Origin of the sequence: Synechocystis sp. LKSZ1, assembly GCF_040436315.1 — a bacterium.
Lineage (GTDB): Bacteria > Cyanobacteriota > Cyanobacteriia > Cyanobacteriales > Microcystaceae > Synechocystis.
This window is the reverse complement of record NZ_AP031572.1, coordinates 2,419,176-2,444,369: the sequence shown is the minus strand read 5'-3', so window position 1 is coordinate 2,444,369 and position 25,194 is coordinate 2,419,176. Positions and strand designations below refer to the sequence as shown.

The 25,194-nt window shown below is 52.8% G+C and carries 27 protein-coding genes; 12 read left to right on the top strand and 15 right to left on the bottom strand.

Annotated features, from left to right (window positions below):
- Window positions 1-21: 21 nt before the first annotated feature.
- The 4 genes from ABXS88_RS11135 to ABXS88_RS11120 form a co-directional block, all read right to left on the bottom strand.
- Window positions 22-1,824, bottom strand: coding sequence for an aspartate kinase (locus tag ABXS88_RS11135; protein WP_353672120.1), 1,803 nt, complete (start codon window positions 1,822-1,824; stop codon window positions 22-24).
- A gap of 186 nt (window positions 1,825-2,010) precedes the next feature.
- Window positions 2,011-2,376 (bottom strand): hypothetical protein, encoded by a 366-nt coding sequence (locus tag ABXS88_RS11130; protein ID WP_353672119.1) that lies wholly within the window; start codon window positions 2,374-2,376, stop codon window positions 2,011-2,013.
- Between the two features lie 284 nt (window positions 2,377-2,660).
- Window positions 2,661-3,062 carry a phosphomannose isomerase type II C-terminal cupin domain gene (locus ABXS88_RS11125; protein ID WP_353672118.1) on the bottom strand — a complete coding sequence of 134 codons (402 nt, stop codon included), beginning with the start codon at window positions 3,060-3,062 and terminating at the stop codon, window positions 2,661-2,663.
- An 87-nt stretch (window positions 3,063-3,149) separates the two neighbouring features.
- A complete protein-coding gene (locus ABXS88_RS11120; protein ID WP_353672117.1) occupies window positions 3,150-5,012 on the bottom strand; it encodes a phosphodiester glycosidase family protein in 1,863 nt (620 codons plus the stop codon).
- A 48-nt stretch (window positions 5,013-5,060) separates the two neighbouring features.
- Here ABXS88_RS11120 and ABXS88_RS11115 point away from each other — a divergent pair, with 48 nt between their 5' ends.
- The 5 genes from ABXS88_RS11115 (at window position 5,061) to ABXS88_RS11095 (ending at window position 7,321) form a co-directional block, all read left to right on the top strand.
- A complete protein-coding gene (locus tag ABXS88_RS11115; RefSeq protein WP_353672116.1) occupies window positions 5,061-5,438 on the top strand; it encodes a hypothetical protein in 378 nt (125 codons plus the stop codon).
- A 143-nt stretch (window positions 5,439-5,581) separates the two neighbouring features.
- The gene (locus ABXS88_RS11110) at window positions 5,582-5,920 is read left to right on the top strand and encodes a hypothetical protein (protein WP_353672115.1); all 339 of its coding nucleotides are present in this window, start codon (window positions 5,582-5,584) and stop codon (window positions 5,918-5,920) included.
- A gap of 12 nt (window positions 5,921-5,932) precedes the next feature.
- Window positions 5,933-6,073, top strand: a complete 141-nt coding sequence (locus ABXS88_RS11105) for a hypothetical protein (RefSeq protein ID WP_353672114.1) — start codon at window positions 5,933-5,935, stop codon at window positions 6,071-6,073.
- A gap of 21 nt (window positions 6,074-6,094) precedes the next feature.
- Entirely contained in the window at window positions 6,095-6,220 is a 126-nt protein-coding gene (locus ABXS88_RS11100; protein ID WP_353672113.1) for a hypothetical protein, read from the top strand.
- Between the two features lie 75 nt (window positions 6,221-6,295).
- Window positions 6,296-7,321 (top strand): ABC transporter permease, encoded by a 1,026-nt coding sequence (locus ABXS88_RS11095; protein ID WP_353672112.1) that lies wholly within the window; start codon window positions 6,296-6,298, stop codon window positions 7,319-7,321.
- 2 nt (window positions 7,322-7,323) lie between these two features.
- Here ABXS88_RS11095 and ABXS88_RS11090 read toward each other — a convergent pair whose 3' ends face one another.
- From ABXS88_RS11090 to psbH, 3 genes are all read right to left on the bottom strand, one after another.
- A complete protein-coding gene (locus ABXS88_RS11090) occupies window positions 7,324-8,100 on the bottom strand; it encodes a DUF1868 domain-containing protein (RefSeq protein ID WP_353672111.1) in 777 nt (258 codons plus the stop codon).
- Between the two features lie 99 nt (window positions 8,101-8,199).
- A complete protein-coding gene (locus ABXS88_RS11085) occupies window positions 8,200-8,448 on the bottom strand; it encodes a TatA/E family twin arginine-targeting protein translocase (RefSeq protein ID WP_353672110.1) in 249 nt (82 codons plus the stop codon).
- Window positions 8,449-8,553: 105 nt separating this feature from the next.
- Window positions 8,554-8,748: a photosystem II reaction center protein PsbH gene (gene psbH, locus ABXS88_RS11080; protein ID WP_353672109.1), complete on the bottom strand. Its 195-nt coding sequence runs from the start codon at window positions 8,746-8,748 to the stop codon at window positions 8,554-8,556.
- Window positions 8,749-8,843: 95 nt separating this feature from the next.
- On the opposite strand from psbH, the gene psbN reads away from it, so the two are divergent.
- The gene (gene psbN, locus ABXS88_RS11075; RefSeq protein ID WP_353672108.1) at window positions 8,844-8,975 is read left to right on the top strand and encodes a photosystem II reaction center protein PsbN; all 132 of its coding nucleotides are present in this window, start codon (window positions 8,844-8,846) and stop codon (window positions 8,973-8,975) included.
- On the opposite strand, the gene ABXS88_RS11070 is transcribed toward psbN, so the two are convergent.
- The 3 genes from ABXS88_RS11070 to era form a co-directional block, all read right to left on the bottom strand.
- Complete coding sequence (locus ABXS88_RS11070) at window positions 8,972-12,061, bottom strand: alpha-mannosidase (RefSeq protein ID WP_353672107.1); 3,090 nt, start codon at window positions 12,059-12,061, stop codon at window positions 8,972-8,974. The two genes, psbN and ABXS88_RS11070, sit on opposite strands and share 4 nt — an antisense overlap.
- Window positions 12,061-15,591 (bottom strand): hybrid sensor histidine kinase/response regulator, encoded by a 3,531-nt coding sequence (locus ABXS88_RS11065; RefSeq protein WP_353672106.1) that lies wholly within the window; start codon window positions 15,589-15,591, stop codon window positions 12,061-12,063. The genes ABXS88_RS11070 and ABXS88_RS11065 overlap by 1 nt, the downstream gene beginning before the upstream one ends.
- Window positions 15,592-15,714: 123 nt before the next feature.
- Window positions 15,715-16,653 (bottom strand): GTPase Era, encoded by a 939-nt coding sequence (gene era, locus ABXS88_RS11060; RefSeq protein ID WP_353672105.1) that lies wholly within the window; start codon window positions 16,651-16,653, stop codon window positions 15,715-15,717.
- A 91-nt stretch (window positions 16,654-16,744) separates the two neighbouring features.
- Between era and sipA the strand changes: the two genes are divergently transcribed.
- On the top strand, window positions 16,745-16,987 hold the full coding sequence (gene sipA / locus ABXS88_RS11055) for a regulatory protein SipA (protein WP_353672104.1): 243 nt from the start codon (window positions 16,745-16,747) through the stop codon (window positions 16,985-16,987).
- Here sipA and ABXS88_RS11050 read toward each other — a convergent pair.
- Window positions 16,971-17,798: a tetratricopeptide repeat protein gene (locus tag ABXS88_RS11050; protein WP_353672103.1), complete on the bottom strand. Its 828-nt coding sequence runs from the start codon at window positions 17,796-17,798 to the stop codon at window positions 16,971-16,973. The two genes, sipA and ABXS88_RS11050, sit on opposite strands and share 17 nt — an antisense overlap.
- A 114-nt stretch (window positions 17,799-17,912) precedes the next feature.
- On the opposite strand from ABXS88_RS11050, the gene ABXS88_RS11045 reads away from it, so the two are divergent.
- On the top strand, window positions 17,913-18,701 hold the full coding sequence (locus tag ABXS88_RS11045) for a hypothetical protein (protein ID WP_353672102.1): 789 nt from the start codon (window positions 17,913-17,915) through the stop codon (window positions 18,699-18,701).
- A 6-nt stretch (window positions 18,702-18,707) separates the two neighbouring features.
- Here the strand turns inward: ABXS88_RS11045 and thrS are convergent, their stop codons facing one another.
- The 3 genes from thrS to rplU all read right to left on the bottom strand — a co-directional run bounded on the left by thrS (window position 18,708) and on the right by rplU (window position 21,358).
- Window positions 18,708-20,522, bottom strand: coding sequence for a threonine--tRNA ligase (gene thrS / locus ABXS88_RS11040; RefSeq protein ID WP_353672101.1), 1,815 nt, complete (start codon window positions 20,520-20,522; stop codon window positions 18,708-18,710).
- 137 nt (window positions 20,523-20,659) lie between these two features.
- Window positions 20,660-20,926, bottom strand: a complete 267-nt coding sequence (rpmA, locus tag ABXS88_RS11035; protein WP_353672100.1) for a 50S ribosomal protein L27 — start codon at window positions 20,924-20,926, stop codon at window positions 20,660-20,662.
- Window positions 20,927-20,971: 45 nt separating this feature from the next.
- Complete coding sequence (rplU, locus tag ABXS88_RS11030) at window positions 20,972-21,358, bottom strand: 50S ribosomal protein L21 (RefSeq protein WP_353672099.1); 387 nt, start codon at window positions 21,356-21,358, stop codon at window positions 20,972-20,974.
- A 322-nt stretch (window positions 21,359-21,680) separates the two neighbouring features.
- Here rplU and ABXS88_RS11025 point away from each other — a divergent pair, with 322 nt between their 5' ends.
- From ABXS88_RS11025 to der, 4 genes are all read left to right on the top strand, one after another.
- On the top strand, window positions 21,681-21,923 hold the full coding sequence (locus ABXS88_RS11025) for an NAD(P)H-quinone oxidoreductase subunit L (RefSeq protein ID WP_353672098.1): 243 nt from the start codon (window positions 21,681-21,683) through the stop codon (window positions 21,921-21,923).
- A 38-nt stretch (window positions 21,924-21,961) separates the two neighbouring features.
- Entirely contained in the window at window positions 21,962-22,303 is a 342-nt protein-coding gene (locus tag ABXS88_RS11020; protein ID WP_353672097.1) for a DUF3007 family protein, read from the top strand.
- 111 nt (window positions 22,304-22,414) lie between these two features.
- Entirely contained in the window at window positions 22,415-22,915 is a 501-nt protein-coding gene (locus tag ABXS88_RS11015; protein ID WP_353672096.1) for a YceD family protein, read from the top strand.
- Window positions 22,916-23,004: 89 nt separating this feature from the next.
- Window positions 23,005-24,363: a ribosome biogenesis GTPase Der gene (gene der / locus ABXS88_RS11010; RefSeq protein ID WP_353672095.1), complete on the top strand. Its 1,359-nt coding sequence runs from the start codon at window positions 23,005-23,007 to the stop codon at window positions 24,361-24,363.
- 86 nt (window positions 24,364-24,449) lie between these two features.
- Here der and ABXS88_RS11005 read toward each other — a convergent pair whose 3' ends face one another.
- Window positions 24,450-25,172 carry a 2-phosphosulfolactate phosphatase family protein gene (locus ABXS88_RS11005; protein ID WP_353672094.1) on the bottom strand — a complete coding sequence of 241 codons (723 nt, stop codon included), beginning with the start codon at window positions 25,170-25,172 and terminating at the stop codon, window positions 24,450-24,452.
- Between the last annotated feature and the right edge of the window lie 22 nt (window positions 25,173-25,194).

Here is a 25,194-nt window from a genome sequence, read left to right as displayed (position 1 = left end):
TGGGTCAATAGTCGGGAAAAACTAGGCGGGAACCGTAATGGCAGTCTGGCCAGCTAGGCCAAAGGCCTCGTGGACGACTTTAAGGGCCTGTACCCCCTGGGCTTGGGGAACGACGCAACTGATTTTGATATCTGAGGTAGCAATCATTTCAATATTGATACTCGCCTGAGCCAAAGCCTCAAAAAATTGCGCCGCCACTCCCGGTTGGCCCACCATTCCCGCACCGACAATACTAACCTTGGCAATATCGGCATTGACATCGACGGCCCCACTGCCAAGGCTCTGGGCTAGGGGTTCTAAGACTCCCTGGGCCGTGGCGAGATCAGCCTGAGCCACGGTAAAGGCAATATCACGGCAGGGCGTATCCTGGACAATGCGACAGCGCTGGGATTGGATAATCATATCCACACTGATATTCTGGTCGGCCAGGGCCGTAAAAATCTGGGCGGCCATGCCGGGCCGGTCGGGAACATGACGCAACGCAATCTGGGCCTGATGTTGATCTAAGGCCACGCCCCGCACCGCCGGTAACTGTTCATTACGCTGGCCCGACTGGATCACGGAAGAGGAAATACCAAAGGCCTCCGCCAGAAGACGAATGGCCCGGTCAGCATCCTGTTCCTCGATCACGCAACTCACCTTTACTTCCGAGGTGGAAATCATCTCGATGTTGACTCCTGCCTCAGCTAGGGTACGAAAAATTTTGGCGGCAATGCCCGGCCGACCAATCATACCGGCTCCGGCAATGGCAATTTTAGCAATGCGTTTTTCGACGAGGATTTCGGCTTCTTCAGTGTGGTTGGGGTGACTGCGGAGGGCCGGGGCAATGGCCTGGGCGACGGCTTCTGCTTTGGTGAGAGCCGGTTTAACGACGGTAAAGGCAATATCATTGCTGTTGCCTTCGTGGATGGATTGAATAATCAAGTCCACATCAACGCTTTGGCGGGCAATTTCTCGGAAGAGTTTAGCGGCGACCCCAGGGCGGTCAGGAACTCGCAGTAGGGCCACCTTGGCCTGGTCGGCATCCAAGGCCACGCCATCGACGGCTTTAGTAATTTCCAGACCCACTAAAGAACGGGGTTGGGGGGGCGGGGCCAATACTTTCGTGCCGGGTTCATCACTCCAACTGGAACGCACCACTAGGGTAATGCCGTAATTGCGGGCTATTTCTACGGCTCGGGGATGAAGGACTTTGGCCCCTAAACTGGCTAGCTCGAGCATCTCGTCGCAGGTGATTTCGGCCATTAGTTGGGCCTCTGGTACCAGACGGGGGTCAGTGGTTAAAATTCCCGGCACATCGGTATAAATTTCACAGCAATCGGCCTTGAGGGCCGCCGCCAGGGCCACCGCCGAGGTATCCGAACCGCCCCGGCCCAGAGTGGTAATTTCCCACTGGCCTAGGCTACTAATGCCCTGAAAACCAGCCACAACAACAACCTTGCCTTCCTCCAGGTGCTGGCTCAAACGATCCGGCTTAATTTCTAGAATCCGCGCCCGGCTATGCTCGGCCTCCGTCACAATACCGACCTGAGCCCCCGTTAAGGAAATGGCCGCCTGGCCCTGTTCCTGGAGGGCCATACTGAGAAGGGCAATGGAAACCTGTTCCCCCGTTGAAAGCAACATATCCATTTCCCGCCGTGAGGGATTCGGGGAAATTTCCCTGGCCAAGTTAACGAGGGTGTCCGTTGTCTTACCCATAGCCGAAACAACAACCACGACAGCATTACCTTCGCGCACCGTCCGACAAACGCGCTGGGCCACCGCTTGAATGCGTTCTACCGTTCCAACTGAGGTACCACCGTACTTTTGGACAATGAGAGCCATGGTAATTCGTTAACACCCCTCAATGGGCGCAGGAAAAATTTTCAGATCTCCTACGTTAGCAAAATCCCTCCCCAAAAATTTAGCCAGTGTTACATTTCTTGCGGCTAGGGGCAAAATTTTGGTCAAAAATAAACCCAGAACGATTCTGGGTTCAGCATAGTCTAGGTTTCAAAAATTTCGTCAAGACTAACGGGTTTTGACCTGGCGGGCCATGGCCTTGAATTTGTTGAGGCTGGGGCCAGGCTGGCGACGCACCAGGGTCTGGGTCAGTAAATATTGGGTCGCAAATTCCACCTGCTGAGGCTCGACCTTGGCGGCGGCTGCAACGGGAGCGGGTTTCGCAGGGGCCGCAGGGGCGATCTGTTTAGCGCTCTTTTTAATCGAGGTTTTCTTAGCCTTAGCCGGAGCCTCAGGGGCCTCAGTCACTTCGGTCTCAGCAACGGGGGCCTCGGGGGTCGGAGCAACATCAGCGGGTTCGGCCGATTTAGCGTTAGTTTCATCGAGTTGGATAAAAAACTCTTCTTTTTTGCCGCCGAATAATTTTTTAAGCATTTGTGAGTTCTCCCAATGGTTTGTTAAGTCAGGTTTAGGGGTCAAAGTCAAGTTCTTGGAATGCTAGTTATTTTATCGGCAAGCGGGGCCTGCTTGATATTTACCAAGGCCTTTGGGGGAAAATCTAGGTTTTCAGACCGCTTCTTAACGCAACTATGAGCAATCTCCTCAACCGTCCCTAAGAGCGTGTTTGAGCAGTTCAGAGTGACTCTAGGCTTGGCGAAATATTGGTCATGCTCCCCCCAGTATTGGGGCTGAGGAGTCGGGGGCTTGACCAACAGCGCCTAAAGACGAGCATAGTCGTCTTGAAAACGCACAATATCGTCCTCGCCCAGATATTCGCCGTTTTGGACTTCGATAATCACCAACTTGATTACCCCCGGATTTTCCAGGCGATGGGCCGTACATTGGGGGACATAGGTGGATTGATTGGCTTCCAGCAACTCAACCGTATCGCCACAGGTCACTTTGGCCGTTCCCGAAAGAATAATCCAGTGCTCACTGCGATGGTAGTGCATTTGTAGGCTGAGGCGATGGCCAGGATTGACCTCAATACGTTTAATTTTGTAGCCATTCCCCTCCTCTAGGGTGGTAAACGACCCCCAGGGCCGAGTTTCCGTTACCCCTGTTCCAGGAAAAGAATCCACGGCGGGCAGAGTTAATTCTGGTGTGAGGGTAGAGACCATAGACGTAAGGATTCCTTGGCAAAAGTAGCAGGTTAAGTTTGTCTAGACTAACATAGGGATCCCAAAGTTCCAGGGAGGGCCAGGGCCTTAGGGCCGAACAAAAATGCCCAGGCCATTGTTAATCCTCGCCGCTGTCACCGCTGAACGGTCGATTAACTGGTCACCCAACACGAGGGAGGTGGAACTACCTCCATCTAAATTCAGGGCCGAACGGGCCCCCAGGGCCTGTAACAGTTGGGCCATTTCCGCTAGGGTTGGCCCACTACCACCAATGCGATGATGCACTGCCACCAATAAAATTCTTCCCCGCGGATCCACCGCAATAGCCGAACGAGAGGCCGTCTGCTGTTGGAAACTGGCATTAAATTTTTCCGCCTCAGCATTGAGAACGATCTGCCCTTGATCCAGCAAGAGAGGCCCACCAGCGATGAGATGAGGATAACGGTTGAAATCCGCCGGGATGGTCATACTTTCCAGGGTTATCCGAGTGCCGGTTGCTAAAAGGTTCGGTGAAAAGGCATTCCCCCGCAGGGCCAGTAGATAACCATCCGGGGGAATAGGGATCGTACTTTGGCCGGCCTTGCCGCTGACCTGCTGTTGGCTAATTCGTTGGTTTTGTACGACAAAAACCGTCTCATTATCCGTTAGAGGCCGATAGACGGTGCCCCACTCTGGGCTATAGCGGGCCAGGCCCTTTTGACTATAGCCACTGTTGAGGTGGGTAATCTCTAGTTTTTGACCGTTATCTGTTGTTAGCGTTTCCCGTAATTGCAGTCGCCCGATTTTGACTTGGCCCTGATCATTCCAGGCCAGGGCCCCCCGATTGAGGATTGGGCCCGAAAACCAACGCTGATCTCCCTTCAGGGCCCCAAGGGGGAGTTGGGTCTGGCGATTGAAAAAACCCGCATTGATAGCCGCGGAGGCCTGTCGAGCACGAGCCAGGCTAACTAGGGGGGTAATGCCCGTCTGGCCCTGAGGCGTTGCCGTTAGCGGTTGCAGACGTAAATTCGGGGCTTGGGGGTCTAGTTCTAGCCAGGTGACGGGAAAACGGAGGCCACTTTTCAGGGCCACAAAATCTTGATGCCAGGTTAGGCCCTGAGTCCAGGCAATGTGCCGAGGGGCCGGCGCATCCGGACGGACATCGATCACCAGTCGGGGGGGATTCGAGAGGGTCGTAACCTGGAGTTTATGAGCAGTCGGCAAGTGAAAATGAACTTTTGTCCCCTCTGCCAGATTTTCCAGATAAAAACGAGGAGTCCCGGCTGACATCGCTCCACTACCGAGGTCGTCCTCATCGATGGAAGCGGGAGCCGATACAGGGCCATTCTGACCTGTTTCCCCAAGATCACGACGCTTCGTCGCGGCGAGGGAAATGACCGCTTCATTCTTCGCCTGGCTACTTTGCCAATACACGGGACGGGACAGCTCCAGCACCACTCGTTTGCCCCAGGCCTGTTGCCCTTCCCGAACGGCCAAAATCTCTGCTGGGGGAGGCGCCAGCACCAAGGAATCTCCCTGGGTCTGGGGTTGACTGTCGGTTAATAATTCCGTCACATCTAGGTAACGATAGGGGGACAGAAATCGAGCGACTAGAGGAAGCGGTTGCGCCGAGAACCACTGTACGGGTTGCCGCTGAGGCTGTTGATTCGAGAGCAGTTCAAGACCTAAAATTTGCCAGGCGCCAGTATCACTCAGCCCGGTTCGGAGTTGGCCCTGGTCTTGCCATTGGGCCCAAGCCACTGGGTAACTTTTACCGACTAGTTTGACCGTTGTTCCTCGTTGCAAGGAGCTCGGTTCCCCTTGGGCCTGAACTCCGGAAATTCCCCCACTGAGTACCCCGTGGAGTACCAGTCCGAGGAGGAGGCCCGCAAACCAAAACCGGCTCCCCAATCCCCGGCAGAAGAGCCGCCCAGGGGCAAATCCTTTATAAATTTTGATAAAATTTAACATAAAGTAATAACAACCTTCATTTCTCAATCGATTCCGGAGATAGACAACATGGCTGGACTTTTTGGACTTTTTGGCGGTCGTACTAAGTACGTCGATGAAAAAGATACGGTAGAATCCTCCCCGGAAAAAAAAGATGCCTTTTTTCTAGAACCCGATGCGGCCAAAAGCCTAGGAAATAGCGAATTTATGCGTAAACCCGTAACCATCAAACGCAGTTTTCCCAAAACTGTCAATGGTGGTGGTGGGGAATTCGTGCAACAAGTTTCCTCCCTAGAAAAAGTACGTCTCCAGGAAAATGGCCGGCCGGCAACTCCAGTTAAGCCTATCACTGAGGCCGAAACCACGGCTCCTGTTGACAACGAACGCCGCCGCCAGGATAGCAACCTGGATATGTTCCGCCAAATGGCCAAGGACTTGAAAAAATAAGTCACTTTCCCTGGCTTGGAGCATTCTAGAACTCCAGGCCAAGGCCCTCACCATTAGGCAAGGCGATGAGAGCCATGGTTTTTCTAGGGATTTTTAGGCCCTGGGGCATAATAGGAGGCAAACCCGCTAGCGAAATATCGACTATGTTACTAGCCCTAGAACGGATTAGTGTGCTCCCTGGCCAGACCTTAATTTTGCGGGATGTAGACTGGGAGGAAATGGAACAGATTCTAGAGGAACTGGGAGAATATCGACATTCTCTCATGGCCTACCACCAGCACCAACTGGACACGATGGCCCCCTTACCGGAACACAAAATTGGCAAGAGACTCATCTCAAACCTGGTAGAAATTTTGCTAGAGGAATTCGATATTGAATTCTACCCCCTGGGTTCGACCACCTTTAAACATAAACTACTCAGCCTAGGTCTAGAGCCAGATAGCTGCTTCTATATCCAAAATGAAGCAAAAGTACGGGGTTAAAATCGTTTGGATATGACTATTGATCCCCCGCCGGATCTGGCCCTAAAGGTGGATGTCACCTCCCGTACCTACCGAGAAATCTATGCCCAGTTAGGCGTACCTGAAGTGTGGCGCTTTGAGCAGGGCCAATTCCGAATTCATTGTCTAGAATAGGGCCAATACCAAGAACAAGAATTGAGTCCTTTATTTCTCCAACTTCCCCTCAAACAGGTCATTCCCCAATCCCTCCAATGCATACCCATCGATGGCAGAAATAAAACCATCAAGGCCTTCTGGGCCTGGATTCAGTCCGTCTGTTAGCCCCCAGCAACCATTTTTTTGAGAGACGAGCGGCTATAATTTTGCCTGCTAGGGATTTCATGCAGGGTTTTATCCATGTCTCGTGCAAAAGCGCTTCAATACTACATTACGGCTCGTCTCCTCCTGGCCCCTTTAATGATTTGGACAATTGTAACCCTGGTTTTTCTGCTCCTCCGAGCTACACCAGGAGACCCCGTGGATGCCATTTTGGGCAATCGTGCCCCAGAAGCTGCTAAACAGGCCCTGCGGGAACAATTGGGTCTGAATCAATCCCTACTAGGGCAATACGTTGATTATTTGGGCCAATTACTACGCCTGGACTTGGGGGAGTCAATTACTCGCCAGGGAACTACAGTATGGCAAATCATCCAACAGCATTTTCCGGCAACGGTGGAATTAACGGTCTATAGTCTCTTGGTCGCTGTTACCGTAGGTGTGAGCTTAGGGGTTTTAGCCGCTTCCCGCTCCGGCACAGCCCTGGATGCTGGGGGCCGAATTTTTAGCATCGTGACCTATTCCCTACCGGTTTTTTGGGCCGGGATGTTGCTACAGCTTATTTTTGCTGTCAATTTAAAGCTGTTTCCCCTCGGTACCCGTTTCCCATTAAGTGAAACGCCACCCCAGGGGTGGACGGGCCTGTACACCCTCGATAGTCTCTTGAGTGGGCAGTTTGGCCAACTGGCAACGGCTTTGTACTATCTAACCTTGCCCAGTTTGACCCTCGGCCTATTGCTCAGTGGTATCTTTGAGCGGATGGTGCGGATTAATTTACAACAAACCTTGGCGGCTGATTACGTGGAAGCAGCACGGGCACGGGGCATTCCTGAAGGACGAATTTTGTTGGCCCATGCTCTCAAAAATGCCCTGATTCCGGTGATTACCGTATTGGGATTAACTTTTGCCTCTCTCCTGGGAGGTGCCGTGTTAACGGAGGTCACCTTTTCCTGGCCTGGTCTGGGTAATCGCCTCTACGAAGCCATTGCCCTACGGGACTATCCTACTGTGCAGGGCCTGATGATTTTTTTTGGTGTGATTGTGGTCGTGATGAGTCTACTCATTGACATTATTAATGCCTATATCGACCCCCGCATTCGTTATTAAGGCTAGGGCCGTAGGCTTAACTGAGGATAATCAGCCTGACGCAGGAAGGTCGTCATATCTTTGAAATGACGAAGTTCCACCTGGGCAATCTGGAGGGTTTGGGGTGTTAATTCTAGCCAGCGGTCGTTCAGTCCACTCAATTGCTCCGTCAGGGCCTCGATTTCATTGGTTGGCAATGCTTCACCAAAATACCCCAGCGTAATGTGGGCTGTGTAGTGATATTGTTGTTCGATACCCAAGGTGATGAGGTCGGGACTTTGGTAGAGTAAACGGCGTAGTTGCAAAATGGGGGGATAGTCAGCTTCCGTGCGGGGCACCAGAGCCACTGCCAAGGCCCTCGGTAAAATCAATAGCCCCAGAATTTGCCATTGTACTTGGCTATCCTCTGCCCACGTTGGCTGGTATTGCTCAAAGCTTTTCTGGATACAGGCCTTGAGTTGGGTCTCAAAGTGGGGATTCTCTGCCAAGACCCCTTGGTACTGGGCATCCCAGATCAAATCCGCAATGGTCAGATGGAAGCTCTCTTGGGGAACCGTATTTAATCGTTGACCAAAGCATTGGCTGACTTCCTGTTGAACCTCGCTCAGGTGGTGATAAAACTGAGTATTAAGGCTATCTTCGGCAGCTGGCGGGGTAATAATGCTGTAGCCAGGGAAGGCCAGAGGCTGGCCCTGTTGAAACTTGGGTGATGGCTGAATATTAGCCAATTGGCTTTGATAGGATGCGGGTAGGGTGAGACGTGCCACCCGATTCACATAGATTTGATAGGTATCGTCCAAGCGAGAGCCTCCCCGACTGACAAAACATGGGTTATGCCAAGTTTACTAGTTGAGGGGAACCCAACACAATCAGCGATGGGCCTTAGATAAGGATTCTGCCTATCCGTGAGCGTCCGGTGGAGTTTTGGATTTTTCTGACTCTAACTGGGCCTGCATTTGTACGGATTTTTCCATGGCTTCGGCTTCTCGCTTGAATTCTGTTTCAAAATCCTTCGACGCTTCTTGAAAACTCCGCAGAGTCTTGCCCAAACTGCGGCCAATTTCGGGGAGCTTTTTGGGGCCGAAAACCAGCAGGGCAATCACCAGGATAATTGCCATTTCCGGCAAACCAATGCCAAAGATATTCATGGGGTTGACTCCGAATAAAACCAAAAAAATAGAAAAAGACCCCGGCAAGCCGGGATCAGTTGGTCAATAGCTGACAAGTTGGTCAAATGTTTAACCTTACAATACCTAGCCTCGCCAACCGACGTTAAACCCTTCTAGGATCAGGGAGGAGTTGTAGATTTGCAGAATAATCAGCAAAAAGACCAAAAAGAGCAACATGAAGATGCCCATCACAGGGGTCGTGCCCCAACCTGGTACCACTTTGCCGTATTCAGAATTTAAAGGTCTGAGAATATCTCCTAACCGAGTACGCTGTGCCATAGATTACCCGTCGTATCGCTAAATTTAGATTTTTAATCTTCTGCCATAATATAGGAGAACAGGCATCATTATCAATTAACCCTCTCCTAGACCCTATGGAACCTGCCATCGTTGTTGGTATCACCTTCGCTGTTATTCTCGTAGCCATTACGGGTTTTTCTGTTTACACCGCCTTTGGGCCCCCCTCGGCGGAACTCAGTGACCCCTTCGAAGACCACGAAGATTAGTCCAGGGCCTGTAGAGCAAAACTGGCAATGGCCCAGGGATTAACTCGATGAGATGACTCAGTGGCTTCTTCCAAAAGGTTAACCCTCGCGGCCACTTGGAGGTTTAAAGCATTTTCAAAAATGAAATCAGCAGGTTGCCCTAAACTTTCATAGACCCGCAGAATCCAAGTGGTATCGGAAGCTTCTGCTCGCTTCAGGGCCAGCAAACACAGATGGTCGGCCCCCAGAGACAACAGGGATTGAGTCGGAGCTAAGGTGCCACTAGAGGATGTTGATTTTGGATACCAGGGTCGCAGGGGACGATTAAAGGCATAGCCCTTTTGAACAGTTTTTCCATCGCGCCAATTGCCTCGATGGCTATAGAAGCCATAGCTAAAGGAATGGTCGCCTCGGTCAGAATCGGGATCGGGCCAGAGACTCCCCCGGAGCAGGGTTAAGCGCATTTGTTGGCCCTGGAGATCACAGCCATACTTACTATCATTGAGCAAGCTAACGCCCCAGTGTTGTTCTGGATCACTCACATCGACCCAGTGCTGGTGGGGGACTTCCCACTGGGCCTTTTCGGCTTCTGTTTGGGGCTGGGTCGGGCGCTCGACTACACCACAGGGGGCCTCGGTGGTAAAGGTATCACTGCATAGGGTCAGGGGAAAGGCGGCTTTGACTAAAATCTGGCGTTCTTGCCAATCGACCTGGGTTTGGATCTGGAGTAGGGAACTATCTGCCTCCAAACAATAATCTTGCTGGAAGCGGGACTGTTGAAAGGTGCGATAGACACGAATTCGCCAGCGTAGAGGGCCCTGCTCAAGTACCTCCAGGGATTCCAATTGAGCGCTAGGTAAAGGGTGTTGGGCATAGTGGGGGTCAATGTTCCAGGCATCCCAGTACTGGCCCTGGTCTTGGAAAAACTGCAATTGATTCCCCGGCCCACTCAACAGCTCCCGTTGTAGGTCGTAGTCAAAAATACTCGCTAATTCTCCCGTCTCCTCATCCAGGCAAACCCGGAGCCGGCCATTATCGAGGATAGGGGCTGCTGTGCTGGAGAGGGAAAGCGATGGATGGGATTGGGGCACAAGCCAATAGCTACGGTAGCCGAGGCCGGGAACGGATGGGGTTTTAAATAACAGATGTTGATCATGACTGGCCTGCTGAGGCAGGGCCTGGCCTTCGCTGTCATAGACCTGCCAATCCTGAGGCGAAACGGGCAGAGAAATCACCCCGGTTTGGTGCCAATTGAGGGCATTAAAGACCAAAAGTGGTTGGGCCTGGGGGTGGGTGGGGCGGGGCCAAGCGATCTGTTGGGCAATCTCAGTTAAGGCCTGGCGGATGACGGCCGTGGCCCCTTGGATCGCTGTTTCCCAATCCTGGTTGGCCTGGGCGAAGACCTCTGGAATCGACGTTCCCGGCAAAATATCGTGGAATTGATTAAGCAGAACTTTTTTCCAGGCCGCTTCCAGAGCATCGTGGGGATAGGGCGTTTGGGCAAGACGAGTGGCACAGGCCGACCATAATTCAGCTTCAGTGAGGAGATGCTCGGCCCGGCGATTATAGGCCTTTTGGTCGGCATGGTTGGTATAGCAACCCCGATGGTATTGCAGATAAAGTTCATTCTGCCAGGTGGGGATTGCTATGGGGTTTTGGCTCAGTTGTTGCTCGATCTGGTGAAGATAATCCTCTGCCCGCTGACTGACGAGGGTCGGAAAGAAAGGAGAGGCCTGCCAGCGTTGTTTTACCTGCCACATATCCTTGGTTGGCCCGCCACCATGATCGCCCACACCGGGTAGCCAGAGCATGTCTTTGAGGCCAGTTTGGGGTTCCCAATCGAGGGCATACTGGGTCATAACCAAGGGTCGGGTATCCATCACCCCCGCTACATTAGGCGGCCCCATCACCGTCAACACTTGACTACCATCCGGGGAACGCCAGTTAAAAACCCCATGGGGAAAGAGCGTTGTATCATTCCAATGCAGTTTAGCCGTGACAAAATAGGGAATTCCTGCCTGGGCTAGTAATTGCGGTAGTTGACTACAGAAACCGAAGCTGTCCGGTAGCCAGGCCACTCGACTGACCCGACCAAAACGAGATTGAAAATAGCGCTGACCGTAGAGGAGTTGCCGGGCCAGGGACTCGCCGGAGGGGAGATTGGCATCGGGTTCGATCCACATCCCGCCCAAAAGTTCCCAGTGGTTCTCTTTAACCGCCTGTTGGATCTGGGCAAACAAAGTCGGACGGTTTTGCTCAATCCATTCATAGAGGGCCGGGCTGGTATGACCAAACACCAGGTCAGGAAATTCTTGTTGGAGTGTGAGTACAGACTGAAAGGTTCTTTGCCCAACTTCCCAGGTTTCCGCCAAGGGCCAGAGCCAAGCCATATCGAGGTGGGCATGACCAAGGAGGTGAAAGGTGCGTTGCTTAATGCCCACTGCTGCCGCGAGGGGAAGTAACTGTTGCCGCAACTCTGCCAGGGCCTGGTCAACATTTTCTGGGTCGGCTACTGACGTTTCCTCAAAGGCCGCTACTGCTTGGGTAAGTTGAAGCAAATTCTCAGGAGCAAAGCGGGCCAGATACTCCGCCAGTACTTGCAGTTCATCAGCGACGAAACCAGGGTCGAGGGCCGGATAATCCCGCTCGTACAACAATTGGGATTGCATCAAGGCCCCAATATCATGGCCAGGACTCACCAGACGTAGGGCAACGGTGATCGTTTCTCCTGGTTGGGCCTGGGACATGAGCACAATGCGGGCCTTGGAATCAAAGAGGTCGCCCTGTTGGACAAGCTGGCCCTGGACAAAAATCTGAGCATCCTCCGCCCACCAGGTCAGGGCCAAACGGAAAACTAGGCCCTGGAGAGGATAACCGGCGAGGGCCGGAGGAATGGTAAAGGATTGGGCCAACCATTGGACTTGCTGGCCTTTTGACCAGACGATGTAGCCCTTGTCGTTGAGGGGAGCAATTGGATAGCTCACTGAATCAACCGGTTGCGTTGGCAGGGCCGAGCAGAGCCGCCACTGGGACTGGACATCCACTTGGCTAAGGCAGCGTAAGGCAGTGATGAATGCAGTAAGCTGGTCAGGCAGAGAAACGGACATTAGTCCTCGACTAGAGCATTGACATCCAATAACACCTCACCGGCCAACAGTCGCTGACTGGCTTCGAGCAACGCCTCTTCAATATAAGGTTTAACAAAATACCCCTTGGCCCCCTTCTCCGCTGCTAGCCGTTGCATTTTTTGGGCGCCTCGTGAGGTAATCATGGCCATGGGAATTTGGGAGAGTTCCGGGTCTTCATGTAGGCGATCCAGCAACTCCATACCGTTCATGCGGGGCATTTCAATATCGCAGAGGATCAAGTCACAGGGCAGACCCGACCGTAGTTTTTCCCAGGCGTCCTGGCCATCCCGCGCCGTCTCGGTGATGTAGTTGGCCTTACGGAAGGTCAAGGAAAGCATTTCCCGCACCATCACAGAGTCGTCAATAATCAACACCCGGGGAGGATGACTTTCGGGCATCTCCAGCTTGGGTGGGGACGCTTCCGGGGCCGCTAGCTTGGCCTGTTTAAAGCGAGAGAGAACGGAATTAGACTGACGAACACTACCGGGGAGGAGAATTTCTCCTTGGAGCATCCGGCCAGCAGCATCCAGGAGGTCTTTTTCGGTGTAAGGCTTAGTAAAGTAACCGCTGGCCCCTAATTTAGCAGCCATTTTACGGTGGCGGTCGGCCCCCCGGGAGGTCAACAGGGCCACGGGAAGATTGGCTAGCATCTCATCGGCCTGGAGTTGGGAAAGTAACTCTAAACCATTCATGCGCGGCATTTCAATATCGCAGAAGACGAGGTCGCAGGGAAGGCCTGATTTTAGTTTTTCCAAGGCCTCGCGTCCGTCTCGGGCCTGTTCTACGCGATAACCAGCCTTGCTGAAGCTCAAAGACAGTAATTCCCGCACAGTGATGGAGTCATCCACAATCAGCACCGTTGGTTCTAACTGAAGTTCGCTAGCCGCTGGAGTTAAGGTCTTGCGCCAGAGGCCACCACTGCTGTCGGTGCGCATCCGGCCCTGGGCAATTTCCATCAATTCTAAAACATCACCGATGGGCATAATACTGCCATCGCCGCGTACAGTGGCTCCAGCAATCCCTGGTGGTTTGGGAACTGGCCCTTCAATTTGTTTGATGACAATTTCTTCTTCCCCCAATACCTGATCTATCTGGAGGGCCAAAAGGTTTCCACTGCCGCCGCGCAGAATCACAATGGCCAGACTATCGTCCTCCGGCGCACCACCATAAACAGTACCACGACTGAGAATTCGGTTATAGCTCAGGAGATCTCCGAGGGGATGGATGGGGAGGGGCTGGTCGTTCCAGGACACACATTTTTGCCCCTCTTCGTTGGTGAAGACCTCACTGGGCAGGTAGTCCTTGGTGTCCTCAACTCCATCCATGGGAAAGGCAATGCGGGCTCGTTCGCTCAAACAGCAGAGGGCTTTACAGATACTGAGGGTAATGGGAAGGCGAATGGTAAAGGTTGTTCCCCTGCCAAGGGCGGAATCGACGGTTACGCCCCCGCGAATTTCTAGGAGGCTCGTGCGGACAACATCTAGACCCACGCCCCGTCCGGCAAAGTCATCAACCTTGTCTTTAGTACTAAAGCCTGCATGGAAGAGGAGGTCATAGACATCCTGTTCCCCCATATTCTGGGCTTCCAGGGCCGTAATTAGGCCTTTTTCGATGGCCTTTTGTTTCACCCGTTCTGCATCAATGCCGGCCCCATCATCCGCCACAGTGATCAAGGTCTGATTGCCTTGGAGAAAGGCCCTGACGCTCAACTTACCCTCATCCAGTTTGCCTAGTTGACGCCGTACCTCTGGCGTTTCAATGCCGTGGGTAATGGCATTATTCACCAGGTGGGTCATGGGGTTATAGAGTTGCTCCAGGATCATTTTGTCAATCAGCACCTCTCGCCCCTCAACCTCTAAATTAACTTTTTTGTTGAGTTTGAGGGACACTTCCCGAATCGCTCGGGGCAGACGGTCTGCGGTCTGGGCGAAGGGCACCATCCGGGACTGGGTCATCCCCTCCTGGAGTTGGGTTGTGACCTGGCGCAGAGAACGGGCCAACTGGTCGGTTTCATCTACCAGGTATTGGATATCGGACGCTGATTCCCGTACCCGAACAATTAACTCAATCATCTCCTGGGACAAGAGGTGAAAGCCGGTAAACCGATCCATCTCTAGGGCATCGAAGGGTTGGTCGGCCAGGGTACTGGCCCCAGGCACCGTGGCTTTATCACCGGGGTAAGTCACTTTGGACTGGTAACGGGCAGACTGACGACTGGCCAAGAGGGCCCCCTCCAGCAGGGTTCGTTCATGAAGGTCGTGCATCCGGTCGCCAACCTCACTCAAATTTTGCGTTTGATTGAGTAAATTATCGAGAAACTGCCGCAGACGTTCCTGATCCTGCTCCAAACGGTTACGTTTAATGACCAGTTCCCCAATTAAGTTACTCAAATTATCTAATTGCTTAACCGGAACCCGCATGGTCTGCTCAAAGACCTTGGCCTTTGTTGCCCGGCTACGGGATTGGAGGCGCTGACCACCAACGGCGACCATGGCGGGAGGGCCGCCCATGGTTCGATCGGCTTGTTCTAGCAGGGCCTCAAGGTCTTTAAATTCATCTTCAATCTCCTCGGTGGGGGCCGCTACTGCCGTGACGGGGCGCTTAATTGGCGTCAGCGGTGGTGCTTGGAGCGTCGAGACGCTTCGAGCCGGTGCATTCAGGAGATTTTCTAGGGCGATGGGATTAAATAAATCGGGCACCGGAAAGCTTGGCCCTTGGGCTAGCAGGTTATCCCATTGTTCTAAGTCATCATAGAATATTGGTGCTAACGCAAGGGACGGAGCCGCAGTCTCGGTCGCCGGGGCCTCACTCTCAAGCCCCAAAAGTTCCCGGAGGTCATCTAACTCGTTCTCGAAGGGGGTAACCGTTATCTTCTCCGGTAGGGTTTGACGGGCCACATTCAGAATGTCATCGAGATCGGATTGCTTGAGCGTCGCAAAAGCCGATAATAGCTCGGCATCCTCCGGCTGTTTTAGCGTCGCAAAGGCCGCACTGTTAAGGTCAACCGGTTGCTCCTCTACCTGTTGATCAAACCACTGGTCTAGGTTTTCAAAGTCATCGTGGTTGGCCGGGGTTTCCGCCACGGGTTGTTCCGCCATCAAATGATCAATTTCCAGCCAGTTGGCCGTCTCGTAGGGATCTGTGCTACTGGGTTGCACATCCGCTTCATTAGCGTTATCAAACAGGGCTTCTAGTTCTGCTTCCGCGCTATCAAAGGACAACACCATGCGCTGGGGCAAATCTTCTGCCACGGCATCTTCTACCGGTACTGTCTCCTCGGGAAAAGGCGTTTCTGATTCCGGGTCTAATATAATCTCTGCGGGCAGGCCAAAATCCGTCACAGATGAGACGGGGTCATCATCAAAAAAGTCCATTAAGTCGTTGAATTCATCGAGATTTTCTGAAGCTGCTGGCTGGTCTGCCGACTCTAAATCCTGAAATAACCCTTCCATGTCATTTTCAAACCAATTGTCGATCGCTGGCGTGGCTTGGGGGTCACTATTCATCATGATTTAATCCTGTCAGAGTCAACGGGGCAGGCAAGGCTCTAGGGTCGAATTGGATTGATTCACCTCAGGGAAAGGAGAAACAGAATGCCGCCCCAAAAAGCTGGCCCTGTTCTCGTTCCGGTCTCAATCTTCAACGCGGTATCCAAATTCTAACAACTGCTGGCGAGACTGACGCCATTTCGGCTCAATTTTGACGAACAATTTTAGAAAAACAGCACCATCCACCAACTTTTGCATTTGCTGACGGGCGGCACGCCCGATCTCCTTGAGCATACTGCCCTCTTTCCCGATCAAAATTCCCTTCTGGGAAGACCGTTCTACGGTAATAGCGGCAAAGACGTGGGTGCGCTCGGGGGTCTCTTCCACTTTTTCGATGGTAATGGCCACAGAATGGGGCACCTCCTGGCGAGTTAGGAGGAGAATTTGTTCGCGAATGAGCTCCGCCATGATAAAGCGCTCTGGCTGGTCGGTTACGAGGCTGGGGGGATAGTAGTAGGGGCCGGGTTCCAAATGAGTTAGGAGAAGATGCTGGAGGTCGGCTAGGCCCTGCCCTGTCAAGGCGGAAAATTTGCACCAAGGCCAGGCCTGGGCTTCCGCTAGAGCTTGATAGGTTTGATCAAGTTCTGGAGCATCCTTTCCTTGTTGGTCGGCTTTATTGAGCCCCAAAATCACAGGGGTTTTGGCCCGGCTCAGTAGCTCAGCAACATAACGATCTCCCCCCCCTAAGGGTACGGCGCTATCCACCACAAACAGAACGATATCCACACTATTGATGGCCCGTTCTGCATTTTTGACCAGTACTTTGCCTAATTCATGGTGGGGGCGATGGATCCCCGGTGTATCCACAAAAATTATCTGGGCCTGCTCCGTTGTCAAAATTCCCCTGAGGCGGTTACGGGTCGTTTGAGACACCGGGGAGGTAATGGCAATTTTCTCCCCCACCAGATGGTTCATCAGCGTCGATTTCCCCACATTGGGCCGGCCAAGGATACCGACAAAACCCGATTTAAAATCAGGCGGGGCCTGGGGAATAGCCGTCAGAGTTTCTGGGAAATCAAGCATAATCAATCGGGAAAAATCTTAGAAGTATTCAAAAGTCCAGGCATTTGTGCCTAATCTAGACTTAAACTAACGGGAAGAATCATAAAATCCTATGTCTGAGATCCCCCTGAGTGTTGGCAGTAACGTCCGATTAATCGCCCGGCCGACCTATTTTAAAACCGCAGACCCGATGCCTATGCTCCGCCCACCGGATCTCGTGGGTATTGGAGAGGAAGGCCGAGTATTGGAGCGCCGTCCCGCTGGCTATTGGAGCATTCGCTTCGAGCGGGGTGTTTTTTTGGTAGAGAGCCAATACCTAGAAGTGCTGACAACAGAACCTAATGCTTTGGCGTAGAGGCGGCCGGCGTAGATACAGCCATTTGCTTAATCGCTTCTTTGTATTCTACCGGCGCTAGGCCCACGGCTTTATCAAATAAGGGCTTGGCCTGGCTGTCCTGCTTCTGTTGCTTGAGTACAATGGCCTGGGCCAAAACGGGACGAAAGTCCTGGGGATTGAGTTGATGGGCGGCCGTGTAGAGAGCAATAGCTTCCTGGGGCCGCTCTTGCTGGAGATAAATTTCCCCTAGAAGTAACTGCAAAGAGGTGATATTCGTCGGGTTCTTCAAATCGGAGCGATTGCCTTGGGCCTGGATACTTTGGGTAATGGCGGCTTGGACGGTGGCAATGGCCTCTTGAGGACGGTTTTGAGCCAAGTAAAGATCGCTGAGACCCTTGAGGGCCGGTAAGCTGTCGGGTTGTTTGGCTAGGAGATTACGATAAATACGGGCGGCCCCCTCTTCATCCTGTAATTGCTGTTTACTCTGAGCCAGCAGAATACTGTACTGTATTTGTTCCGGCTGTAATTGGGCCAGTTGCTCTAGGGGGATTAGGGCTTTGGTCAGATCCCCTTGTTGGAGGCGAGTTTCTAGCAGGCCTTGGAGAGCGTTAAGATTACCGGGTTCTCGCTCTAGGATCATTTGATAACCCAGGGCCTGATTTTCTAAGCGTTTGACCGCTTCCGAGGTCACTCCCGTACTAGAATTAGTTTGGCTCTGTTGCCAGATACTGGTGGCCAACGGCAAGATAGAAAATAAAATGAGAGCGGTTAACATTAAGCCCAAGCCAAGATAAAGCCAACGACTCCGTTTGGGTTGCGACACCTTCATTATTAGTTCTCCGTTCCAAGTCATTAGCTTCCAGCATAGCCAACTTCTGTCGGCCCTGGCTTCTCCCCTAGAATAGGCCTAGTTGCTTCCTTATGTTGTCCTTTCTTTGCTGTCATGACCGACTTTTTCCTTCCCGAGCGTCAACATCCGATTCCCCCCCCGAGTCATCCGCGACAATTTCGGGCCATTGGATTGGTGTATGGACAGTACTATCCCAGTGAAGAGTATCCAACACGGGGAGTCTTAGCCACAGAGGACGGAGCCATTATTGAAGCAGTCATGTTGGGGAAAATGCTGAGCCTGTTTAAAAAACACCTCAACTTATCTCAACCTCATCTCTGGATTGTCTATCCTCGGGCTCGGGACGAAGACAATCACCTCCACCTCCAACTGGCCGGTATTTGGGATCCCCAGACCCTAGGGCCCGGCGTTTCTAAGATACCACTGTCGTTATCATCCTCTTCCCCTCCTTTACCCGCAGAACAACAAAAGGGTTATTTTTCCATCCGGGGTGAGGTGGTTTTTGTCGCCCCGGCAGAACAACTGATTGTGGTTAAAGTCCGGCAATCCCCCAAAGCTAGCGGTGAAAAGGCTTCTTTCTTTAAAGTGCGTATCCGAGGAACCCTCTCGGCTCGGCCCGTCGGCCGTTTCTGGTCGATGGAGGCCCAACTCCAAGGCCAGACCTTTGTGCTGAAGTCTGCTCAAGATCTCGGATTCATTATCCGTCCCCGCTCCGAACGACGACCCACAACGCCACGCTCCTTCCCCCCTCAGCGCTCCCGACGCCCCCTTGGCCAAGGGGACAGTCTGCCCCCCCGTCCTCTACATTCGACCGCTGAGCTACCGAAGCCAAAACCGCGACGGCCCTTACCGAAGCCCATCAAGCGCAAAACCACTCCCTAGACAAGCCTAGAAGGATTGATGCTGATCAATCGCGGCCTGGATTTTAGTGATGACATCCTCTATCGGCAGGGCCCCTAATTCTCCAGCGGCTCGCGTCCGGACATTGAGGCTATGGGCCTCGACCTCCTTGGCCCCCACCACGGCCATGACTGGAATTTTTTGAACCTCCGCGTTGCGGATCATCTTGCCCAAGCGTTCGCCACTGCTATCCACTTCGGCTCGAATTCCTACAAGCCGCATTTGCTTTTCTACGGCCTGGGCAAAGGGCCGTTGCTCATCACTGACGGGTAAGAGACGAATCTGCACCGGGGCTAACCAGAGAGGAAAATCTCCGGCGTACTCTTCGATCAAAATGCCAATGAGTCGCTCTAGGGAACCAAAGGGGGCCCGGTGAATCATCACGGGTCGTTGACGGGAGCCATCCTGGGCAATGTACTCCAGGTTAAAGCGTTCGGGGAGATTGTAGTCCACTTGAACCGTTCCCAACTGCCATTCCCGTTCCAAGGCATCCCGAAAAATGAAATCGAGTTTTGGCCCGTAGAACGCCGCTTCCCCTGGGGCCTCAAAATAGGCCATGCCCTTGTGGTCGAGGGCCTGACGAATGGCATTTTCTGCTTTTTGCCAGGCCTCATCAGCGCCAATATACTTATTAGAAGCCGGGTCACGGGTACTGAGACGAGCCCGGAAGTTCTTGAGTTGGAGGCTCTGAAACACCGACAAAATCAGATCTACGACACTGAGGAATTCCGCTTCCAATTGATCCGGGGTAACAAATAGGTGGGAGTCATCCTGGGTAAACCCCCGGACTCGGGTCAGGCCCCCTAGTTCCCCCGATTGTTCAAAACGATAGACGGTGCCAAATTCTGCCAAGCGCAAGGGTAAATCCCGGTAGGAGCGCAGTTCATGTTTATAGATTTGGATATGGAAGGGGCAATTCATCGGTTTGAGTACAAAACCCTGTTCCTGGGCCGCACTGGCCGCATCCTCCGCCATCAACGGGAACATATCCTCCTTGTAGTTCTGCCAATGGCCCGAGGTTTTAAAAAGATCCACTCGGGCAATGTGGGGGGTCACGACCGGCTGATACCCCCGTTTAATCTGTTCCTGTTTGAGAAAATCCTCCAGCAGAGAGCGAATAATCGTTCCTTTAGGCGTCCAGAGGGGTAGGCCTGGCCCGACGGCATCGGCAAACATAAACAAGCCCAGTTCTTTACCCAATTTGCGGTGGTCCCGCTTCAGGGCCTCTTCCTTACGGCGTTGGTATTCGGCTAGTTGTTCGGGGGTTTCCCAGGCCGTTCCATAGATGCGTTGCAATTGGGCATTATTGGCATCGCCCCGCCAGTAGGCCCCAGCCACGCTTTCCAGGGCAATGGCCTTAGGATTTAACTCGACCGTATTCTCCAGGTGGGGGCCAGCGCACAAATCCCACCATTGGTCGCCCAGATGATAGATGGTAATGGGTTCGTGGATACTGGCTAAAATCTCTAGCTTGTAGGGTTCTTGGATGGCCTCAATACGCCGCTGGGCCTCTTCTCGGGAGACTTCTTCGCGCAGGACAGGCAGTTTCCGATTAATGATCTTGATCATTTCCTTTTTAATCGCCTTCAAATCCTGCTCGGTAAAGGGCTGATCAATATCAAAGTCGTAGTAGAAGCCATTTTCTGTCCAGGGACCAATGGTAACCTGCGCCTGGGGAAAGAGCTTCTGCACAGCCATCGCCATCACATGGGAGGTGGTATGACGAATTTTTTTGAGTTGTTCCGATTCACTGGTACGGAGTAGTTGGATTGGCTCAGGAGCGGACGGGGCTTGGTTTACCATCACAGTCTAGATATGCAACATCAATCTGAAACTTCTTTTTTATCATAGTCTTCCGCTGGGCCACTCCCCGATCAAAAAAAAGGTAGGTCAAAGACCTACCCCATTCCTATCCTTATCAAGGTTTTTAGCCTAAGAACTTAGGCCTCGGTGGCTACCGGATAGACGCTAACTTTGCGACGACTGCGGGTTTTGTATTCAAATTTCACAACGCCATCAATCAAGGCAAAGAGGGTATCATCACTACCGCGACCGACATTTTCGCCGGGGTGAACCTGGGTGCCCCGCTGACGAATCAGGATACTGCCTGCAGTGACCGCCTGTCCACCGTAGCGTTTGACACCGAGACGCTTAGAATTTGAGTCCCGTCCGTTACGGGTACTGCCAGTTCCTTTCTTATGAGCCATGGTCTTTGCTAACTCCTAGTTGTATTCCAAATTATAGAGAGTAATCTAGTCTTCTTCCGAAGCCCCCAGCACGGGTTTCTTCAAATCTTCGTCACTGACTGCTGCAATCGCTTGACCATTAATACTGATGGACTTGATCAACAAACGAGTAAGTTCCTGACGGTGGCCCCGTTTTTTGCGAGTTTTCTTCTTCGGGCGCATTTTGTAAACAATAATTTTGCGACCCCGACGGTGGGAAAGGATTTCGCCTTCAACGGTGGCCCCGGCCACAAAGGGCTGGCCAACACTAATGTCGTTATTGTTGTTAATGAGCAGTACTTTATCAATCACGTAGGCGTCTTCAGGTTCTCCTGCTAGACGATTGATGTCGTAGAAGCGACCGGGTTCTACCCGTAACTGGGTGCCCCCAGCTTCAATAATGGCGTAACTCATGGTGGATTTTATTTAGTAATTTGCCGTACAGGTATCCAACTGCCCAAAAACAGTGGATTTGGATGATGATGCCTGAACCTGATCCGAGCCGGGCATTAGACACACAATCTATTATTTTCTTGGCTCAATCAACGTTTTGTCAAGCACACAGACACCTACCGTCATTTCAAAACAGCAGGAAACCCTTCTATCCTTGCTCTCATTCCTTTCTCCATGCTGGCCGAGGGGAACTGAGTTGTCCTCACTTTATTGGCAACCGCGATCGAAGTTCTAGGCGAAATAAGCTACAGTTTAGAGCAGACCGATTGTCAACCTCTCCAATATGAATGCTCTGTTGCCCCTAATCATTTCAGATACGGGCCTCCTGGCCCTACTTTACCTTGTCCTCAGTGGCGTGTATCTGCTGGTTTTGCCAGCCGTGGTCTATTTCTACCTCAATAGTCGCTGGTATGTAGCTAGCTCCGTGGAACGAGTGATCATGTACTTCCTGGTCTTTTTCTCTTTTCCGGGGATGCTCCTGCTAAGCCCGATTTTGAATTTTCGTCCTCAACGCCGGGCGGTTTAGGGACGCTGATACTCATTTCTTCATAGGCTAAAACGACGATGCGACGGATTGATGCCCTCGGTATTGGGCTAGGCTTTTTCCTCTCCGGGGGACTGGTGTACGCCATTTTGTTAGGTCTTGGGGTAGATAGCCAAAAAGCCGGGATTTGGACTCAGGCGGTTCTGGTCGGGGGCCTGGTGCTTTGGTTGTTGTCCTATATTTTTCGGGTATTTACCCACGACATGACCTACCATCAGCAAATCAAGGACTATGAGGAGGCCATGATCCAAAAGCGTTGGGACAATATGACACCAGCGGAACGGGAGGCCCTCCAGGCAGAAGTCGAGCGTGAAAGAAATGCTGCTCCTCCAGCCCCATCCTCCTCAGAAACGAATCCTTAGGGTCGGGGGTGTGGAGCTGGCCGCTTCGATGCTCTTCGTGGGGAGGCGGCCAATCAGCCCTCGGCAACCACCTTGCCCATGGTTTTATTTATTTCTTTGACGGTGTCACCCATGCAACCGATCTACATTCCCCATTTACTGAAGATGCCCCAGACCCGGCAGACCCTCTACCTGGATCAGATGGTGCCGGAATTGGAAACCTTGACCCCTGTGCGGGGAGAATTGACGGTGCGCCATGGAGGAACCTTTTTGGAAGTGACCCTGAAAGCTGAAACAATTGTGACCTTGCTCTGTGACCGCTGTATCCAGAACTATAACCACCGTCTAGTGGTCGAAACGTCTGAATTGATCTGGTTGGATAAAACCCAAGGAGAGGAAGTGCCCGGCGCAGAACGGGAATTGGCCTGGGAAGACCTGTCGGAGACACTCCCCCCCGATGGCCACTTTGATGCCGAGAAGTGGCTCTACGAACAATTAATGCTGGCCCATCCCCTACGACGCCTCTGTGGCAAGGCCTGTCAGGCCCCTGTTCCTCCCCCGGGCGAGGCCCTGCGTGATCAGCGCTGGTCGGCCCTAGAAATCCTCAAACAACAATTGTCTTCCCAGAACTAGCGTCCATTGTCAAGGGGGAAAAGAGGCCCCTAGCGTTTCCTGCTAGACTGGAGTTTCGGAAAAATCCTCACCTCCACGACTATTTCCCTATGCCTCTCCCGATTGTTGCTGTTATTGGCCGGCCTAATGTGGGCAAATCGACCCTGGTCAACCGCTTGGCCGGTAATCAGCAGGCCATTGTTCACGACCAGCCGGGGATTACCCGAGACCGTACCTACCGTCCCGCCTTTTGGTTAGACCGGGAGTTCCAAGTAGTGGATACCGGGGGCCTAGTATTTGATGATGATAGTGAATTTCTGCCTCAAATCCGTGAACAGGCCAGCCTGGCCCTGGCGGAGGCCCGCGTAGCCATTTTGGTGGTAGATGGCCAGAGTGGCCCGACCCCTAGTGATGAGGAAATTGCCCAGTGGTTGCGCCATCAATCGGTGCCTGTGATTTTGGCCGTGAATAAGTGTGAATCCCCTGACCAGGGCCTAATCCAAGCGGCCCAGTTTTGGGAACTCGGCCTGGGAGAACCCTTTCCCATCTCTGCCATCCATGGCAGTGGCACCGGAGAATTGCTGGATGCCCTCTTGCACCATCTGCCGATCATTGACCCCGATGCCGAACCGGATGAAATTAAGGTGGCGATTATCGGTCGGCCGAATGTGGGGAAATCCAGCCTGCTCAATGCCCTGACGGGGGAAAAGCGGGCCATTGTCAGTCCCATTGCCGGGACGACGCGGGATGCCATTGATACTGTGGTGGAACGAAACGGCCAACGCTACCGCTTGATCGACACGGCTGGGATTCGCCGCAAAAAAAATGTGGACTACGGAGCCGAGTTTTTTAGTATTAATCGTTCCTTCAAGGCCATTCGTCGTTCCGATGTGGTGCTGTTTGTACTAGATGTCCTAGACGGGGTCACAGAGCAAGACTTGAAACTGGCGGGACGAATTATTGAAGAGGGCCGGGCCGTCATTTTAGTGATTAATAAATGGGATGCGGTAGAGAAGGATAACTACACCATCTACGACTATCAAAAAGACCTCCTTTCCCGTCTCTATTTCATGGAATGGGCCGAAATGATTTTTATTAGTGCCCAGACCGGCCAGCGGGTGCAAAAAATCCTGGATGCGGTGGATGTGGCGGCGGAAAGTCACCGTCGGCGAGTCAGTACCGCCGTGATCAACGAAGTCCTAGAAGAGGCCGTGGGTTGGCATTCTCCCCCGACGACGCGCCAGGGTAAACAGGGCAAAATCTACTACGGCACCCAGGTCTCCACTCAGCCTCCCACCATTGCTTTGTTTGTCAACGACCCCCAGCGCTTCAACGACAACTATCGTCGCTACATTGAGGGCCAATTCCGTAAGCAACTCGGTTTTCAAGGATCTCCCCTGCGGCTGTTTTGGCGAGGCAAAAAGGTCAGGGCGGTGGAGGCCAGTGCCAACCGGGCCACCAAGGTCTAAATGTCTGCCGTTACACTCCCCTGAGCAACGAGGACATCTCCCTGGTGAAGGGATTTAGGCGCAAAATAAAACCTTCAAAACCGCTTCTAAAACGTCATCATCAAGCCAGGGCCCATCTGCATCGGGACAATATCCAAGATATCCAGGCTGGCACAGTAGTGGAGGTCTTGGTTACAACCGAGGCGGAGCAGGCGTTGGCCATGGCTGGCCTGTTGCAGAAGTTCCCCCAGACGGTCTTGCCACTGCTGGTACAGGGCAATGGCGGCAATCACCTCATCATTACCCACTTGATAGCTAGCGGTCTGGGTTAATAGGCTGGCAATGGCCCCTGCACAAACCGTATCTTCGAGGGAGTAGCCCCCCTCCCAGCCGGAACCTAAGAGCCACAGGGTTTGGGGTTGGTGATCGAGGAGATAGTTAACAATGGCTTGACGGTTAATTAGCGCACCGGCCAGGACGGTTTTAGCCTCTGTTACCCGTTGCAGGGCCCTGGTGCCATTGGTTGTACTTAAGAAAAGCCTTTTCCCCGCCATTAATTCCGGTGTGCAATCCAGGGGAGAATTACCCAAGTCGTAGCCTTCCACTTTGGCCCCGCCCCGTTCTCCCGCTAGCAAGCGTTGGGAGGCTGGCCATTGCTGACTCGCATTAACGAGGTCGGTTAAGGAGCTAAACGTTTGTACGGCGCAGGTTCCCACCTTGAGGGCAGTGGCAATGGTGCTGGTGGCCCGTAGAACGTCAATCACAACCGCACAGTCGGGTAAAGTATCGGCTGGGGTTAATTCCGGCGTATGGTAAACGAAAACTTCCACGGGTACTGAAGGCATTTGCAAA